Annotated in this window: 12 protein-coding genes and 2 pseudogenes; 12 read left to right on the forward strand and 2 right to left on the reverse strand. The window is 60.7% G+C overall.

The genetic code is table 11. The features are described from left to right. From ACX80O_RS16235 to ACX80O_RS16280, 10 genes and pseudogenes are all read left to right on the forward strand, one after another. A partial coding sequence (locus ACX80O_RS16235) for a ferritin-like domain-containing protein (protein WP_459334100.1) occupies nucleotides 1-578 on the forward strand: 578 nt, incomplete at its 5' end. A gap of 76 nt (nucleotides 579-654) precedes the next feature. Continuing rightward, the gene (locus tag ACX80O_RS16240; RefSeq protein WP_459334101.1) at nucleotides 655-780 is read left to right on the forward strand and encodes a hypothetical protein; all 126 of its coding nucleotides are present in this window, start codon (nucleotides 655-657) and stop codon (nucleotides 778-780) included. Nucleotides 781-931: 151 nt separating this feature from the next. Then, on the forward strand, nucleotides 932-2,788 hold the full coding sequence (locus tag ACX80O_RS16245) for a glycoside hydrolase family 15 protein (RefSeq protein ID WP_459334102.1): 1,857 nt from the start codon (nucleotides 932-934) through the stop codon (nucleotides 2,786-2,788). A 63-nt stretch (nucleotides 2,789-2,851) separates the two neighbouring features. Next, nucleotides 2,852-3,628, forward strand: coding sequence for an SDR family NAD(P)-dependent oxidoreductase (locus tag ACX80O_RS16250; protein WP_459334103.1), 777 nt, complete (start codon nucleotides 2,852-2,854; stop codon nucleotides 3,626-3,628). 346 nt (nucleotides 3,629-3,974) lie between these two features. Next, complete coding sequence (egtA, locus tag ACX80O_RS16255; RefSeq protein WP_459334104.1) at nucleotides 3,975-5,258, forward strand: ergothioneine biosynthesis glutamate--cysteine ligase EgtA; 1,284 nt, start codon at nucleotides 3,975-3,977, stop codon at nucleotides 5,256-5,258. Further along, entirely contained in the window at nucleotides 5,255-6,610 is a 1,356-nt protein-coding gene (gene egtB, locus ACX80O_RS16260) for an ergothioneine biosynthesis protein EgtB (RefSeq protein ID WP_459334105.1), read from the forward strand. Before egtA ends, egtB begins: the two co-directional genes overlap by 4 nt. 2 nt (nucleotides 6,611-6,612) lie before the next feature. After that, nucleotides 6,613-7,392 carry an ergothioneine biosynthesis protein EgtC gene (gene egtC / locus ACX80O_RS16265; RefSeq protein WP_459334106.1) on the forward strand — a complete coding sequence of 260 codons (780 nt, stop codon included), beginning with the start codon at nucleotides 6,613-6,615 and terminating at the stop codon, nucleotides 7,390-7,392. Next, nucleotides 7,389-8,375: an L-histidine N(alpha)-methyltransferase gene (egtD, locus tag ACX80O_RS16270; protein ID WP_459334107.1), complete on the forward strand. Its 987-nt coding sequence runs from the start codon at nucleotides 7,389-7,391 to the stop codon at nucleotides 8,373-8,375. Before egtC ends, egtD begins: the two co-directional genes overlap by 4 nt. An 82-nt stretch (nucleotides 8,376-8,457) precedes the next feature. Beyond that, nucleotides 8,458-8,625: pseudogene (locus tag ACX80O_RS16275) on the forward strand (S-adenosylmethionine synthetase N-terminal domain-containing protein); the annotation flags it as partial. A 208-nt stretch (nucleotides 8,626-8,833) separates the two neighbouring features. Further along, complete coding sequence (locus tag ACX80O_RS16280; RefSeq protein ID WP_459334108.1) at nucleotides 8,834-9,103, forward strand: IS3 family transposase; 270 nt, start codon at nucleotides 8,834-8,836, stop codon at nucleotides 9,101-9,103. 81 nt (nucleotides 9,104-9,184) lie between these two features. On the opposite strand, the gene ACX80O_RS16285 is transcribed toward ACX80O_RS16280, so the two are convergent. Both ACX80O_RS16285 and ACX80O_RS16290 read right to left on the reverse strand, forming a co-directional pair. Beyond that, entirely contained in the window at nucleotides 9,185-9,403 is a 219-nt protein-coding gene (locus ACX80O_RS16285; protein WP_459334109.1) for a hypothetical protein, read from the reverse strand. Between the two features lie 561 nt (nucleotides 9,404-9,964). Continuing rightward, nucleotides 9,965-11,260 (reverse strand): DUF2254 domain-containing protein, encoded by a 1,296-nt coding sequence (locus ACX80O_RS16290; RefSeq protein WP_459334110.1) that lies wholly within the window; start codon nucleotides 11,258-11,260, stop codon nucleotides 9,965-9,967. A 612-nt stretch (nucleotides 11,261-11,872) separates the two neighbouring features. Here ACX80O_RS16290 and ACX80O_RS16295 point away from each other — a divergent pair. Both ACX80O_RS16295 and ACX80O_RS16300 read left to right on the forward strand, forming a co-directional pair. Beyond that, nucleotides 11,873-12,301, forward strand: a complete 429-nt coding sequence (locus ACX80O_RS16295; RefSeq protein WP_459334111.1) for a hypothetical protein — start codon at nucleotides 11,873-11,875, stop codon at nucleotides 12,299-12,301. A gap of 241 nt (nucleotides 12,302-12,542) precedes the next feature. Beyond that, nucleotides 12,543-13,222, forward strand: a pseudogene (locus ACX80O_RS16300) (transposase); the annotation flags it as partial. Between the last annotated feature and the right edge of the window lie 110 nt (nucleotides 13,223-13,332).

Genomic DNA, 13,332 nt, shown 5'->3' on the forward strand with positions numbered 1-13,332 from the left:
CAGAAGACGCCCGTACCGTTGCGCGGGGCACGGCAACCAAACCCATCCCACCAATTCCACAACTGATGAAGGAGAGAAACATGTTTGAACACTTCAACACCCCTGAGGAAATTTTCAGCTTTAAACTTGGTTCTGCGCTGACCATGGAGCGCGACACCTTGGCCATGCTCGGTGAGCTTGAGAAAGCGGCGAAGCGACCGGAGCTCAAAGCGATGCTGAAGGACCATGCCAAGGAGACGGAAGAGCAGATCGACAACATTGAACGTTCCTTTGAGCTGCTCGGAGAGAAGGTCAGCGACTCCCCTTCTCCGGTCACCAAAGCGATGGCCAAGGAAGGGAACTCGATGCTCGGCAAGACCGACACCAGCCTCGTCGACGTCGTAATTTTGGTCGGGGCACTGGAAACCGGGCACCACAAAATCGCTGTTTACGAAACGTTAGTGACAAACGCGCAAGCCCGTGGCGCAAGTGACGTTGCGGCCCTGCTGCGGCGGAACCTTGACCAAGAGGAAAACGCTAAAGACAAAGTCAAGGCGTTCGGCAAACGCATCGCCACCGACGGCATCGCCTACCCATAAAGCCAGCACCCACACCGGCAGAAAAAGCCAGAAACCCCATGAATGCTGGATTGATTGTGTCAACTAGGCAGGTGAATTGATCCACCACGCGGCGCTGGCCCTCCGCACCGGCATCCCACTGGAGGTGCTGCGCGATCAGGTGGCGCAGTTCCCCACCTTCGACGAGGCATATTTTGCGGCCCTTGAGAAGTTCGGTTCGTAAATCCTTGGGTAGAAGGATAGGGCGGAGGGTGAACCCCTATGGGGGGGGGCAAAGCCTGGAAGCGAAGCCGTGGTGAAGATAGTTGCGCGACGGGGAGACGTTCCCAGCACGAGACAGGCGTAGTCGGGGCAGGAAGAGTCGGAGGACGTGTATGAATACGAGGAAGTCCAGTGGGCGGGAGCAGTCCGGGGCGGTCATTTCGGACTATGGTCTGCTCGGTGACTGTCAGGGGGCGGCTCTTGTCTCACGGGAGGGATCGGTGGACTGGTGGTGCCCAGCACGGTTTGATGCGCCCAGCGTGTTTGGCCGCCTGCTCGATGTGGATGCCGGATACTGGCTCATCTGTCCGACAGAAGATTTCACGGTCGGCCGACGGTATTTACCGGGCACGATGGTCGTGGAAACGTACTTTCACTGCGGAAGCGGGGATCTCCGGCTCATGGATGGCCTTTCTTTAGGAAGGGGGGAGCGGGGGCACCAGATCGGGTATAGGTCCCCGCATATGCTCATCCGCCGGTTGGAGGTAAGCCGGGGGCAGGTTCAGGTGAGGGTGGAGTTGGCGCCAAGGATGGAATACGGGCTCATCACGCCGGGCTTCACACGGACTGCTGCGGGGTGGGAGATAGCAGGAGGCGCTGACCGGCTATCCCTAACCGGCGACATCGCACTCGACGTCGCAAACGGGTCTGCGGGCGGAACGTTCACCCTCAACGCCGGTGAGAGCGCGGTGTTCGCCCTGAAACATCGTAGTTCGGTCGACGGTTCGGTTAATAGTTCGGTGGTTGGTCCGGTTGACGATGTTTGTGGGGAGCCGGATGGTGCGGCCCGGCTCAGGGATACGATCGCGGCGTGGCGGTCGTGGAGCGAGATTCATCAGAGTTATCAGGGGGCCTACCGGGAGCAGGTGCAGCGCAGTGTGTTGGTGCTGCAGGCCCTGACGTACCGCCCGACCGGGGCAGTGGTCGCTGCGGCGACGACTTCGCTGCCGGAGGAACCCGGCGGAAGCGCGAACTGGGATTACCGGTTCGGGTGGCTGCGTGATGGCAGTCTGACCCTTAAAGCGCTGTGGGTTGCTGCGTGCGCCGATGAGGGTCAGCAGTTTTTTGATTGGATCACTTCTTCAGCCGGCCCGACGCGGGAGGGCCACCTGCAGATCATGTTCGGCGTCGGCGGGGAACACGACTTGAGCGAACATTCCCTTGACCACCTCACCGGGTATGCGCAGTCCCGGCCGGTACGGGTCGGTAATGATGCCTGGAACCAGACCCAGCTCGATGTCCTCGGGGAGGTCTTCGAATGCGCGTGGATCCTGCGTGATCAACTCGGGGAACTACCAGCCCAGACAGCGGGGTTTTTGGTGGCGGTCGCTGACCGGGCCGCGGGGACCTGGCACGAAAAAGACTCAGGAATATGGGAAGGACGCGAAGGCGACCGGGATTACCTGACGTCGAAGTTGATGTGCTGGGTAGCGCTGGACCGGGCGGTGAAACTCGCCGTTCGCCTTGATGCTGCTGACAGGGTGGCGGGGTGGGAGTCCGAGCGCGATAAAATCCGGGCGGCGATCCTGGAGCGGGGTTGGAACAGCGAGGTCAATGCGTTTACGGGTGCCTTCGATTCCGATCACCTCGACGCCGGTGTCCTCTTGATGCCGATGATGGGATTCCTGCCCGCCAACGACAACCGTGTCCTGGCGACGATGGACGCCATTGAACGGGATCTTTCCACCGGGGCCCTGGTCCAGCGGTGGACGGATGCAGGAGATGAGGGTGCGTTCATTATCTGTTCCTACTGGTTGGCCGCCGGACGGGCCATGGCAGGCCAAATTGGGCAGGCGAAAAAAATCTTCGAGACCGTCACCGGGTACGCCAACGATCTTGGGCTTCTCTCCGAAGAGGTTCACATTCATAAAGGGACCCTGATCGGTAATTTCCCGCAGGGACTCTCACACATCGGCCTCATCACTGCCGCCTCGGCTATCGCGCAAGCCGGACACCCTGAAAACCAGTAGGACCACCAACACTGAACTTCCAAACCACCAATGAGCACCAACTAAAGGAGATGGAAAGAAGTTATGGGAAAACTGGAGAACAAGGTCGCCTTCATCACTGGATCCGACTCGGGGATAGGTCAGGCCACAGCCGTCGAGTTCGCCCGCGAGGGCGCCGACATCGTTGTGCACTACCTCGAGGACGAAAAAGGCGCCAACACCACCAGGGAGCAGGTCGAAGCCCACGGTCGTCAAGCGATCGTGGTTCAGGGAGATCACGGCGACGAGGCCAAGGTGCAGGAAATGTTCCACGCCGCATTCGAAACATTCGGGCGGATCGACATTCTCATGAACAACGCCAGCGTCGATGCGTCCGGCACCTATGTCGCGGATCTGGAGATCGCCGACTTCGAACGCACGATGCGCAGCAACCTCATCGGGCAGCTTATCTGCTGCAAACACTTCATCAACCATCGCAAGCAGCAGGGCGGCGGCGGAAAAATCATTAACACAACCTCTGTCCATGAAGAGCAGGCGCGGGCAGGCGCGGCTGACTATGACTGTTCCAAAGGCGCCCTGCGCAACCTCACCCGCACCCTCGTGCTCGAGGTCTCCGAGCTCGGTATGACGGTCAACAATATTGCCCCCGGTATGGTCCTGACCCCGTTCAACCAGAAAGCGATCGACGACCCCGAATATCGCAAGGAGCAGGTCAAAAGCATCCCCCTGAAAAGAGCCGCTGAACCCGGGGAGATCGGTCGTCTGGCTGTATTTCTTGCCTCCACCGACGGAGACTACGTGACCGGGGCGACGTACGTGATGGATGGCGGGCTGATGCAAATGTCCGGTCAAGGCGCCTGATCCCGCACCGCACAATAAGCAGCACAGGCCGGGATCTGGATGACCCGGCAGGCATTGCACCGGCATATCCGTTCCGCTTGTCGAAGAGTTGCGGCTGGGCGGAGGGAAAACCTCCGCCTAGGTGTGGCCCTTCCGGGTGGATCACGAGACCGGGCGCTTTGTGACCGGGATGGGCAGGGGAGGCGCCGGGAACAATCGGTGCAGCCGCTTGTTGGAAGAATAACGAACCGCGTTGTAGAGGACGCGTTGTTGTGGATGGATAGGAACGGGAACTACACGGGCTTCGTTGCTGGTTGAAGGACCGTAGAGCTATTGATGCAGCCGCATCACGATGAAAGGATTATTGATGGTGTCGATGTCAGATTTGGGGTACGAAGCACGGCCGCTGTCGGAGGCCGAGGCGGAAATCTATGTCGCGTCGGTGTGTTTCAAGACCGGCCCTCCGGGGGCGGTGGGCGTGGAGATCGAGAGGATCGTGCACGATCCTCTCGATCTGGGGCGGGCTGTACCGGTAGCGGAAGTCCAGGCTGCCGCCACTAAAACGGAAGGCAAGCTTCCCGGCAGTGGTGTCATCACCTACGAGCCGGGAGGGCAGCTCGAGCTGAGTTCGGCCTGCGGAGCGGACCTTCCCGCGGTCATCGAAGCAGTAAGATCCGATCTGGCTGTTCTTGACAGGTCTATCGAGAACGCGGGCCTTTCCTTCAGCAGCGTGGCCCTGGATTCGTCCCGTTCCCCGGTGCGAACGCTGGATCATCCACGTTACGCGGCTATGGAAGCCCATTTCGATCGTGCAGGTCCAGCCGGGCGGATGATGATGTGTTCCACCGCGTCCCTGCAGGTATGCCTGGATGCCGGTCTTTCCGGGAATGGTTCGGGTAGTGCGGTGCAGCGTTGGGAGCGGCTTCATCAGCTCGCTCCGGTGCTCGTGGCACTTTTTGCCAACTCCCCGTTCCGGCATGGGGCACCCAGCGGTTGGCAGAGCACACGTCAGGGCGTGTGGTTGAAAATCGATCCGTCCCGCACCTCGCCCGTTCCGCATTCTGATGATCCGCCCGTCGCGTGGGCCCGCTACGCCCTCGACGCGTCAGTGCTGTGCATCCCGGCGTCGCATGGTTCGTGGGAAGCGCCACGCGGTCTGACCATGCGGGGCTGGTTGCGCGGGCAAGGGCCCCGACCGGTCACGCGGAAGGATCTCGACTATCATCTCAGCACGCTCTTTCCGTTCATCCGTCCCCGGGGTTTCCTTGAGATCCGGGTAATCGATGCGCAAGCCGGTGCGGACTGGGAAGCCGTCGCAGCGATCACGACGGCGCTGGTGGATGACGAACGGGCAGCTGACATAGCTGCCGATGCATGCACGCCAGTGACTGCGCTGCCCGATCCGATGACCGCCGCGGCACGGGACGGGCTGGCGGATCCGGTCCTTGCTGCAGCAGGGCGTCGTTGTGCTGAGGTAGCGCTGGGCGCCATGGAACGGCTTAATGTCGATGCCAGTACAAGAACCAGGGTGGAAGCGTTCATCGAACAGTATGCAGCGCGCGGGCGCTCTCCCGCAGACCAGCGGATCGACGATTGGCGCCGCACCGGCCGGTTCTTCGGTCTCGAACAGCGAAAGGAAAACGTCCGATGATGAACTATGAGGTTTCCGCGGGTGCCTGCGCTACCCCTGAAACATTGCGTGCCCTCATTGCGGAGGGCCTGGAGCATACGCGCCGTCGTACGCATGTCCTCACCGCGTGTGACGAGGAGGAGTTACTCAAGCAGCATTCTCCGCTGATGTCGCCCCTGGTGTGGGATCTGGCGCATGTAGGCAGCCAGGAAGAACTATGGCTGGTCCGCGATGTCGGCGGTATGGAGCCCCTGCACCCTGAAATCGACAGGCTTTACGACGCCTTCGAGCATTCGCGCAGCAGCCGCCCATCGCTGCCGCTGCTGGCACCCTCGGAATCCCGGGGTTACCTTGCCCAGGTGCGCTCCAAGACCCTGGACATCCTGGAACGGGTTCCTCTGGAGGGTTCGCCGCTGCTGGAGGGCGGGTTTGCGTTCGGCATGATGATCCAGCATGAACAGCAGCATGCCGAGACCATGCTGGCCACTCACCAGCTCCGGGTAGGAGAACCCGTATTGCATGCCGTGGATCCGGCCCCCGGGGTGCTGGCCAGCAAGGCAACCGTGCTTCCGCCGGAGGTGCAGATTTCGGCAGGGTCATTCACCATGGGCACATCGGTGGAACCGTGGGCACTGGATAACGAGCGGCCGGCTCACGAGGTGCACGTTCCCGGCTACTGGATCGACACCGTTCCCGTCAGTAACGGCGCCTTTCTAGATTTCGTGGACGACGGCGGGTACGCGAATCCGAACTGGTGGACGCCGGAGGGGTGGAGCCATTGCAATAATGAAGGACTGACAGCGCCGAAGTACTGGATGCGGGACGGCAACCGGTGGTGGCGTACCCGTTTCGGCGTCGTCGAACCGGTCCCCCTCGACGAAGCCGTACAGCACGTGTCCTTTTTCGAAGCCGAAGCCTACGCCCGGTGGGCCGGGCGGCGTCTACCCACGGAGGCTGAGTGGGAAAAGGCCGCACGGCACGATCCGGTCAGCGGCCGTTCCCGGCGTTATCCGTGGGGTGACGAGGATCCGACGGCCCGGCATGCGAACCTGACCGGAGCAGCGCTGCGGCCTTCCCCGGTCGGGTCCTACCCTGATGGGGCATCAGCGCTGGGGGTCCGCCAGTTGATCGGGGATGTATGGGAGTGGACTTCCACCGACTTCGGCCCTTACCCGGGATTCCGGTCGTTTCCTTACCGGGAGTACAGCGAAGCCTTTTTCGGTGGCGGCTACAAGGTGCTGCGCGGTGGCTCCTGGGCGGCCGGCGGAACGGCGAGCCGGGGAACGTTCCGAAACTGGGACTACCCCATTCGACGTCAGATCTTCACCGGCTTCCGGACCGCCCGGAATGACGCTTCAGGTCGGGGGGAATAGAAATGTGCCGTCACCTGGCGTTCCTGGGACCGCCGACCTCGCTGGCCACGCTGATCTCGGCGCCCGAACACGGTCTGCTCCGGCAGTCGTGGGCGCCCCGGTTCCAACGCAACGGCACGATGAACGCGGACGGGTTCGGTGTCGGGTGGTACGCCGCAGGAGATCCCCTGCCAGCCCGCTACCGACGCGCCGTGCCCATGTGGACGGACCAGTCCTTCGCTGACCTGGCGCGGGTCACTACCAGCGGGGCGGTTCTGGCTGCCGTCCGTTCGGCTACACCTGGTACGACGCCGGACGAGGCGGCCGCTGCCCCCTACGCTTCCGGGAAGTGGCTATTCAGCCACAACGGACGGATCAACGACTGGCCACAGTCCGCGGAGGCACTTGCCGCCACACTGCCGCCGGCACGGCTACTCGCCCTCGAAGCCCGGGTCGACTCCGCCCTGCTGTGGGCGCTGGTCCTAGAGCAACTTGATTCCTTGGACCACGCGGTTGAAAATTCCCCTGCGAACGCTCTTGCACGTGTAGTGACCGATGCCGCCGCCGCCAGCACGGGCAGGTACAACTTCCTCCTGACCAATGGAACCACGATTGCTGCCACAACTGCCGGTGATACCCTTTTCTGGCGCTCAGATCACAGGGGGACCATCGTCGCCAGTGAGCCCTCCGACGACGGCACAGGGTGGCACGAGGTTCCGGACCAGTCCCTACTGGTCGCCACTTCACACGGCATCGACATAAGCCCGCTATTTTCCGCAGAGATGGAGCCCGCGCTCACATGAACCCTTCAAAAACCGCACTCGAAATAGTCCACCATCTGCCCCCGCACTACCTTGAGCGCACCCTACGTGAAGACGTACGCGCGGGGTTGACCAAACCGGACAAAACTTTGCCGCCCAAGTGGTTTTACGACAAGAGAGGCAGCGAACTGTTCGAGCAGATCACGCAGCTCCCCGAGTACTTCCCCACCCGCGCCGAACGGCAGATCCTTAAGGATTACGCAGCGGAGATGGCGGCGGCCAGCCCTACCGAGACGCTTATCGAACTCGGCTCCGGCTCCTCAAGGAAAACCCCCCTGCTGCTTGACGCGCTGAAGGCAGCCGGGGACCTGCGGAGCTATGTTGCCGTTGACGTCAGCGACAGTGCACTAACCGAGGCAAACAGTGAGCTTTCCCGAAGCTATCCCGATCTGATCCTGCAGGCTGTGGCCGCCGATTTTGAATCGCAGCTGCAGCTGCTCCCGAGGGTTGGACGCCGAATGGTGGCATTCCTCGGCGGCACCATCGGGAACCTCGAACCAGATGCCCGCGCACGGTTCCTGACCCAAGTGCGGGAACTGTTGGGTCAGGAAGGCGGATCATTGCTGATCGGCACCGGCCTAGTGCAGCCGCCCGAGATCCTGATTCCCGCCTACGACGACTCAAGCGGTGTCACCGCTGACTTCAACCGCAATGTGCTGCGCGTCCTCAACGCGGAGTTGGGGGCGGATTTCGACGTCGAGGCGTTCGAGCACGTGGCGGTGTGGAACGAAACTGAGGAGTGGATCGAGATGAGACTCCGAGCCACGCGTGCCATGCAGGTGAGCCTGCCCGGTGCCGGACTTGAAATCCGCTTTGACCGGGGTGAGGATCTGAGGACCGAGGTGTCCGCAAAATTCCGCGCAGGGAAAATCTCCGCTGAGCTTGAGGGCTCCGGGCTGACCATCATCGGGCAGTGGACGGATGCTGAGGAACGCTATGCGATGACCCTGGCCGGACCCTCCTGAACCACCGATCAGCGGAACGGTTGTCCAATTGTGGAAAAGCCATGTTCGCGTGACTGTCCGTCCAATCAAGTGAAGTGAGCACATGAATTCAGGCATTTCACATACGTCCGCCTTGCCGCTTTTCGCCTCGGAATCAGTAACCGCGGGCCATCCGGATAAAATGTGTGACCAGATCAGCGATGCCATTCTTGATGGTCTGCTGGCGCAGGATCCCCACTCGCGTGTGGCTGGCGAAACGCTGGTGACCACAAGGCGTTAGAGGCACGGCTGCGGGAGCTGGAACGGGAGAATGATTTTCTGAAAAATGTTTCGTTGTTCTTCGCCAGAGAACAACGTTAGAAGACCTCTACAGCTTTGTTCAGGAGAAGAACGCCGAATTCCCTGTTACCTGGATGTGCGCCCGGCTGGGCATTCCGCGAGCCTCGTACTACCGATGGCTTGACCGCAAAGAATCGGCGATGACTGCCCGGCACCGAGAGCTGGCCGGCCACGTCAAGGCCATGTTTGATTCCTCCGACGGGATCTTCGGCCACAGGATGGTCCACACCAAACTCACCGCAGCCGGAGTCGAGGTTTCCGTCGGAACGGTGGCCGCGATCATGGCGGAGAACGGCTGGGCGGCCAAGCGGATGCGCGCGTTCACACGCACGACCATCCCCTCGGACCCCGACAAGAGTCTTCGCGGACCTTATAGGGCGCTTCCATCACACCAGAAACTAGTGCTATAGGTCGCCCGACTATGGGAGAGAGAGCGCTAGTTGGCCTATCCGGGATTTCTGCAAGGGATGCCTAGTACATGGATTCATCCGCTACTTCAGACCGGAGTGGGCATGCGTGAGCAGATAGACGCGGCGGTGTAGTTCGAGCTTTCGTTCGGTCTCCCGGCGTCGTTCACCCTGCTGGCTAAGGATCGTCCGCTGACCGGCGCTCCTACCTTTTTCAAGCTTCCTGGACTGAGGAATCGAAGGCCGCACTAGCGGAAGGATCGGTGAAGCGCCCGACCGGGCGTGGGTTTGCTCTGAACTCATGGTCAATCCTTTGCTAGGTGAAGCCTAGAACGATCCTTCTCACCCATGATCCGGTCCAGCGCCCCTTTTGCATAGGGCTTCGACGACGGCCACGATTTCGCGCTCTCAGCAGGTCAAGGCACCCGCACCGGCGAGGGGGATGGGTGAACGCCGAATTGGATTCCGTCCGATAACGATGGTTTGAGTGACGGTGCTGAGTAAGACGAGGGATGTGGGCGACACGCCAAGCCGTCTGTCTCGTTATTCGCGCCCGCTTCAGATTGGTGGGGACCTACGTTTGTGCAGCTAACGGCATACGGTCACCCATTCTGGGATTTTTATCGAGGCGTGCTCAGGACGGAGCGCGGTAAGTTTTATTCATCATGATCAGCCCGCTCGCCTCACGGCTCGGGCTGATTTTCTTTAACCGGGGGATCGGCATCAAACCCGGGACGGTTCAGAGTGCCTACCGCGGGAGCTGAGAGCCCTTGCGGCCCATGTGGTCCACTTCTGAGCTTCGTTGTAGGCATCCACAATTGAATAGGACATCCGGCCCCACAGCTGCCGGATGTAATCAGGAAGTTAGGTAACTGAATTTTCCTGCACCACGGGTCCGGAATACTCCGCTAGGACGTCATTGCCTGATCCGATGCCGGAGGGGTCCGCAATTATCGCGGCCTGCCGGTCGGCGTCGCTGCCCGCCCTGTCTTTGGCCATGTTCGTGAGCAGGGAAAGCTGGTGTTCAAGTGCCGGACGGCGGGCCGGAGGCGCTACCGAGAGGAGATCTTCCAGGGCCGCGCGGAGCCGACGGGAGACTTGGGGGCTGCCGGCCCCGGTTTGACGGATTTCGTCGAAGGCGAGGCGGACGTATCCGTGCCATCCTATGGCGGGGATGGTCAGTCGCAGTGTGCCGTCCTCGTCATGGTATTCGCCGGAGTTCAGTGGGCGCTGCGCGATTTGGCGCAGGATGTCGTGGATCCGGTCAATTGCCTGCACCGCGGTTGTCGGATCCTGAAAGGGCCCAGATGATAGGGCGCGTTCGGCGATGTCTACCAGCATCCTGATTCCGTAGGCCACGTCCTGGTTTAGGGTGCGTTCGGGACCGAGAGCAATGTTCTTGACGACGTCGGAGTGTGAGAGATTAGTGGGTGTGCCGCTGATCCTCACCAGCGCGGCATCGGTGGGAACGAAGTCGCCGACCGCCCACAGCACGTCCAGCCGGCAGTTGCTTCGGTGGGCAAGGTTGACCAGGCGAGCGTGGTCTATGGTGAAGATAATCCCGCCGATATGTGTGGCGATGAGGTCAGGTGCGGTGTCGTTATTTGTGCCTTCATCCGGGTGCACATGGCCGAGGGTGGTCATGGTGTCGTTCGCGACCCATCCGACGAGCGCAGCGACCCGCAGCGCCTGCCCAATATGGTTGACGTACCAGACCAGTGTGCCGATGCAGCACAGCACCAGGATGGTTGCTGCGATGAGGGCCAGACCCGGGACGGTGCCGCCTTCCGGTGTGGTGCGGACCGCCCTCATGGAGAGGAGGGAGTGGGCGAAAGTGCCGGCAAAGAGGCCGATGGTCACCTGGCTGGGCCGGTCTTGCAGGATCTGTCGGACGATCCGCGGTGAGAACACTCCCATGGCGAGCTGCACCACGACCACGACTAGTGAGAGCACCAGCCCGGTCAGGGTGAGCATTGAGAAGGAAATGAGATAGAGGATCTGCATTGCCGCGGTCGGATCGCCGGTGATGCTTTGAGGGATCAGGGTGCCGTCATCGATAGTTGTGGTGATCACGGACAGGACAACCCCGCCAAGAATGAATAACAGTGGGATAAACCAGAGACTGGTCTTGAGCCAGTGTTTGATCCGGAACGTTCTCATTTATAACTTCCTATCTTTACCGGCATACTGGCGGTCTATAACCTCCCGCGGTGCAGTCTGCAGGATTATCTGGGTACCTCTATAGGCAACTCAGGATAGCGCCAACGCCTGATTGGAAGCATGGAAAACATTTGACTGACGAGCGTCGAGATTTTACGTGGGCTGAGGGAAAACCCCGCGTTAGCCGAAAAATACCCTCAAAGCTTTCTATTGATACCGCACACAGACCGCTGAAATGGCGGCGGCAGCAGTAATCCGAGAATCCGACATAGCCACCCAGCCGCTAACCTTCCGGTACTAATTTTATCGCCCTTCAGTGAATAGTTGGGCGCCCGGTAACGATGGTTTGCGGGACGGCTCGACTGAGATGGTTATGTGGTGTGACACGCCGAAGCTGCTTGTCTCATTTCCCGTGGTCGTTTGTTCTTCTCCTGCGCCGACGTTTTCGCACCAGTGATTACGTGGCGATACCGGGCAGTACGGATAGCTTTTTTCCTAGTGGCGGCAGGGGGGGGTGAGTTAATGGCTGAGGGCCCCGTAGCACTTGGCTATGGGACCCTCAGTAATCCGTAACAGGGAACCTGTCCCTGTCTTCATTTACAGTTTACTCCTATGGGTTCAGCGCAACAACCACCGATCGAGCGGGTCCTGCTGCAGCGGATCACGCCGGAAAGACTTAGCCCTTACTTGCGTGAGGCCGGCAACCTCCAGAACGCTGTACGGCTCTATCGGTGGAACATCGACCTATCTGGGGTGGTCTATGAAGCCCTTCACGTCTTCGAGGTGCTACTCCGCAATACTTTGGATGAAAAACTGTGTCAGTGGAACGCGTCCCAACCAGACCCCGTCCACGGCCGACTCCATTCCGCCGACTGGCTCCTGGATCCGTCTTCTCTACTGGTTCGCATCGCTGGGCGCGATATTCCAGAGGCCAAACGCCGGGCCTTGAAATCGACCCGCCGCAGAGCGGAAGGGCAACGGGATCCACGGCATGAAGACATTCTCGCCGCAATGTCCATAGTGTCAGCGATGGTCGAATAGTGAGCCGTTTTGCGGGCGGCGGATTTCAGCGGTCGTTGCAACAGTTTATGAATCTGTCGGTGGTGAGATGAGTCTAGCGAGCTGCTCTGCAGGGCTTTGCCAGCCGAGGATTTCCCGTGGTCGGCGGTTAAGCTGATCGGCCACTCGGGCGAGGTCTTCGATAGTGTGAGTGAGCGGCCTAGGGATTTCGGACAGTGGGACCTTTTAAACTGAGGTTTCTACTGAAAGTGAGATCCGCAGTATGTCTGCATCGCGTCGCCGGTTTAGCCAGGAGTTCAAGGACGAGTTGGCCCGGGAAGTTATCGATACATCCAAGCCCGTGGTGGATGTCGCCAAGGCCTACGGGGTAGGGCCGGAGACCCTGCGCCGGTGGGTGATGAAATACCGTGAATCCCAGGGTGGGACCGAAACCGATCTGAGCGTTTCAGAACGTGCCCGGCTGAAGGAACTCGAGCGGGAAAACCAGGAACTCCGCGCCGAGGCTGCGTTCTTGAAAAAAGCGGCCTCGTACTTTGCAAGGGATCCACGGTAGTGGCGAAGTACGAGTTCATCGATTCCCAAAAGAACACCCCCGGGGCCACGGACCCGGTCTGGAAGATGTGCCTGTGGCTGACCGTATCGACCTCCGGATTCTATGACTGGCTCTCCCGGCCCCGCTCGGCCACTGCGGCCCGCAAACAGGTACTGGCGGTGCGTATCCGGTACTTCTTCGAGGCAGCCGACGGGACGTACGGGTATCGGCGGATCCACGCCGACCTCGCCGCGGAGGGGACGCTGTGTTCCCCGGAGCTGGTGCGCTCGATCATGCGCGCCGAAGAGTTGGTGCCGTGCCAGCCGCGCCCGTTCCGGGTCACCACCCATGCCGACGCCGAAGGGGCTGCCGCGGTCCCGGACCTGGTGAAACGCGACTTCACCGCGGACTGTTAACGCCAACCCAAAACAGGGCCATTAGTGCCATTTGAAAACAGGGCCACTGGTTGTTCGTTCTATTGTGCCGTACTGGTTGTTGGCTGGTGTTCTTTGAGCCGGTA

The organism is Arthrobacter glycogeni (assembly GCF_054511155.1).

Coding starts and splice junctions, on each gene's coding strand:
- ACX80O_RS16250 (WP_459334103.1), top strand. CDS start 2,852: ATGGGAAAACTGGAGAACAAGGTCGCCTTCATCACTGGATCCGACTCG.
- egtC (WP_459334106.1), top strand. CDS start 6,613: ATGTGCCGTCACCTGGCGTTCCTGGGACCGCCGACCTCGCTGGCCACG.
- ACX80O_RS16295 (WP_459334111.1), top strand. CDS start 11,873: ATGGGTTCAGCGCAACAACCACCGATCGAGCGGGTCCTGCTGCAGCGG.
- ACX80O_RS16285 (WP_459334109.1), bottom strand. CDS start 9,403: ATGAGTTCAGAGCAAACCCACGCCCGGTCGGGCGCTTCACCGATCCTT.
- ACX80O_RS16280 (WP_459334108.1), top strand. CDS start 8,834: ATGACTGCCCGGCACCGAGAGCTGGCCGGCCACGTCAAGGCCATGTTT.
- egtD (WP_459334107.1), top strand. CDS start 7,389: ATGAACCCTTCAAAAACCGCACTCGAAATAGTCCACCATCTGCCCCCG.
- ACX80O_RS16245 (WP_459334102.1), top strand. CDS start 932: ATGAATACGAGGAAGTCCAGTGGGCGGGAGCAGTCCGGGGCGGTCATT.
- ACX80O_RS16290 (WP_459334110.1), bottom strand. CDS start 11,260: ATGAGAACGTTCCGGATCAAACACTGGCTCAAGACCAGTCTCTGGTTT.
- egtB (WP_459334105.1), top strand. CDS start 5,255: ATGATGAACTATGAGGTTTCCGCGGGTGCCTGCGCTACCCCTGAAACA.
- egtA (WP_459334104.1), top strand. CDS start 3,975: ATGGTGTCGATGTCAGATTTGGGGTACGAAGCACGGCCGCTGTCGGAG.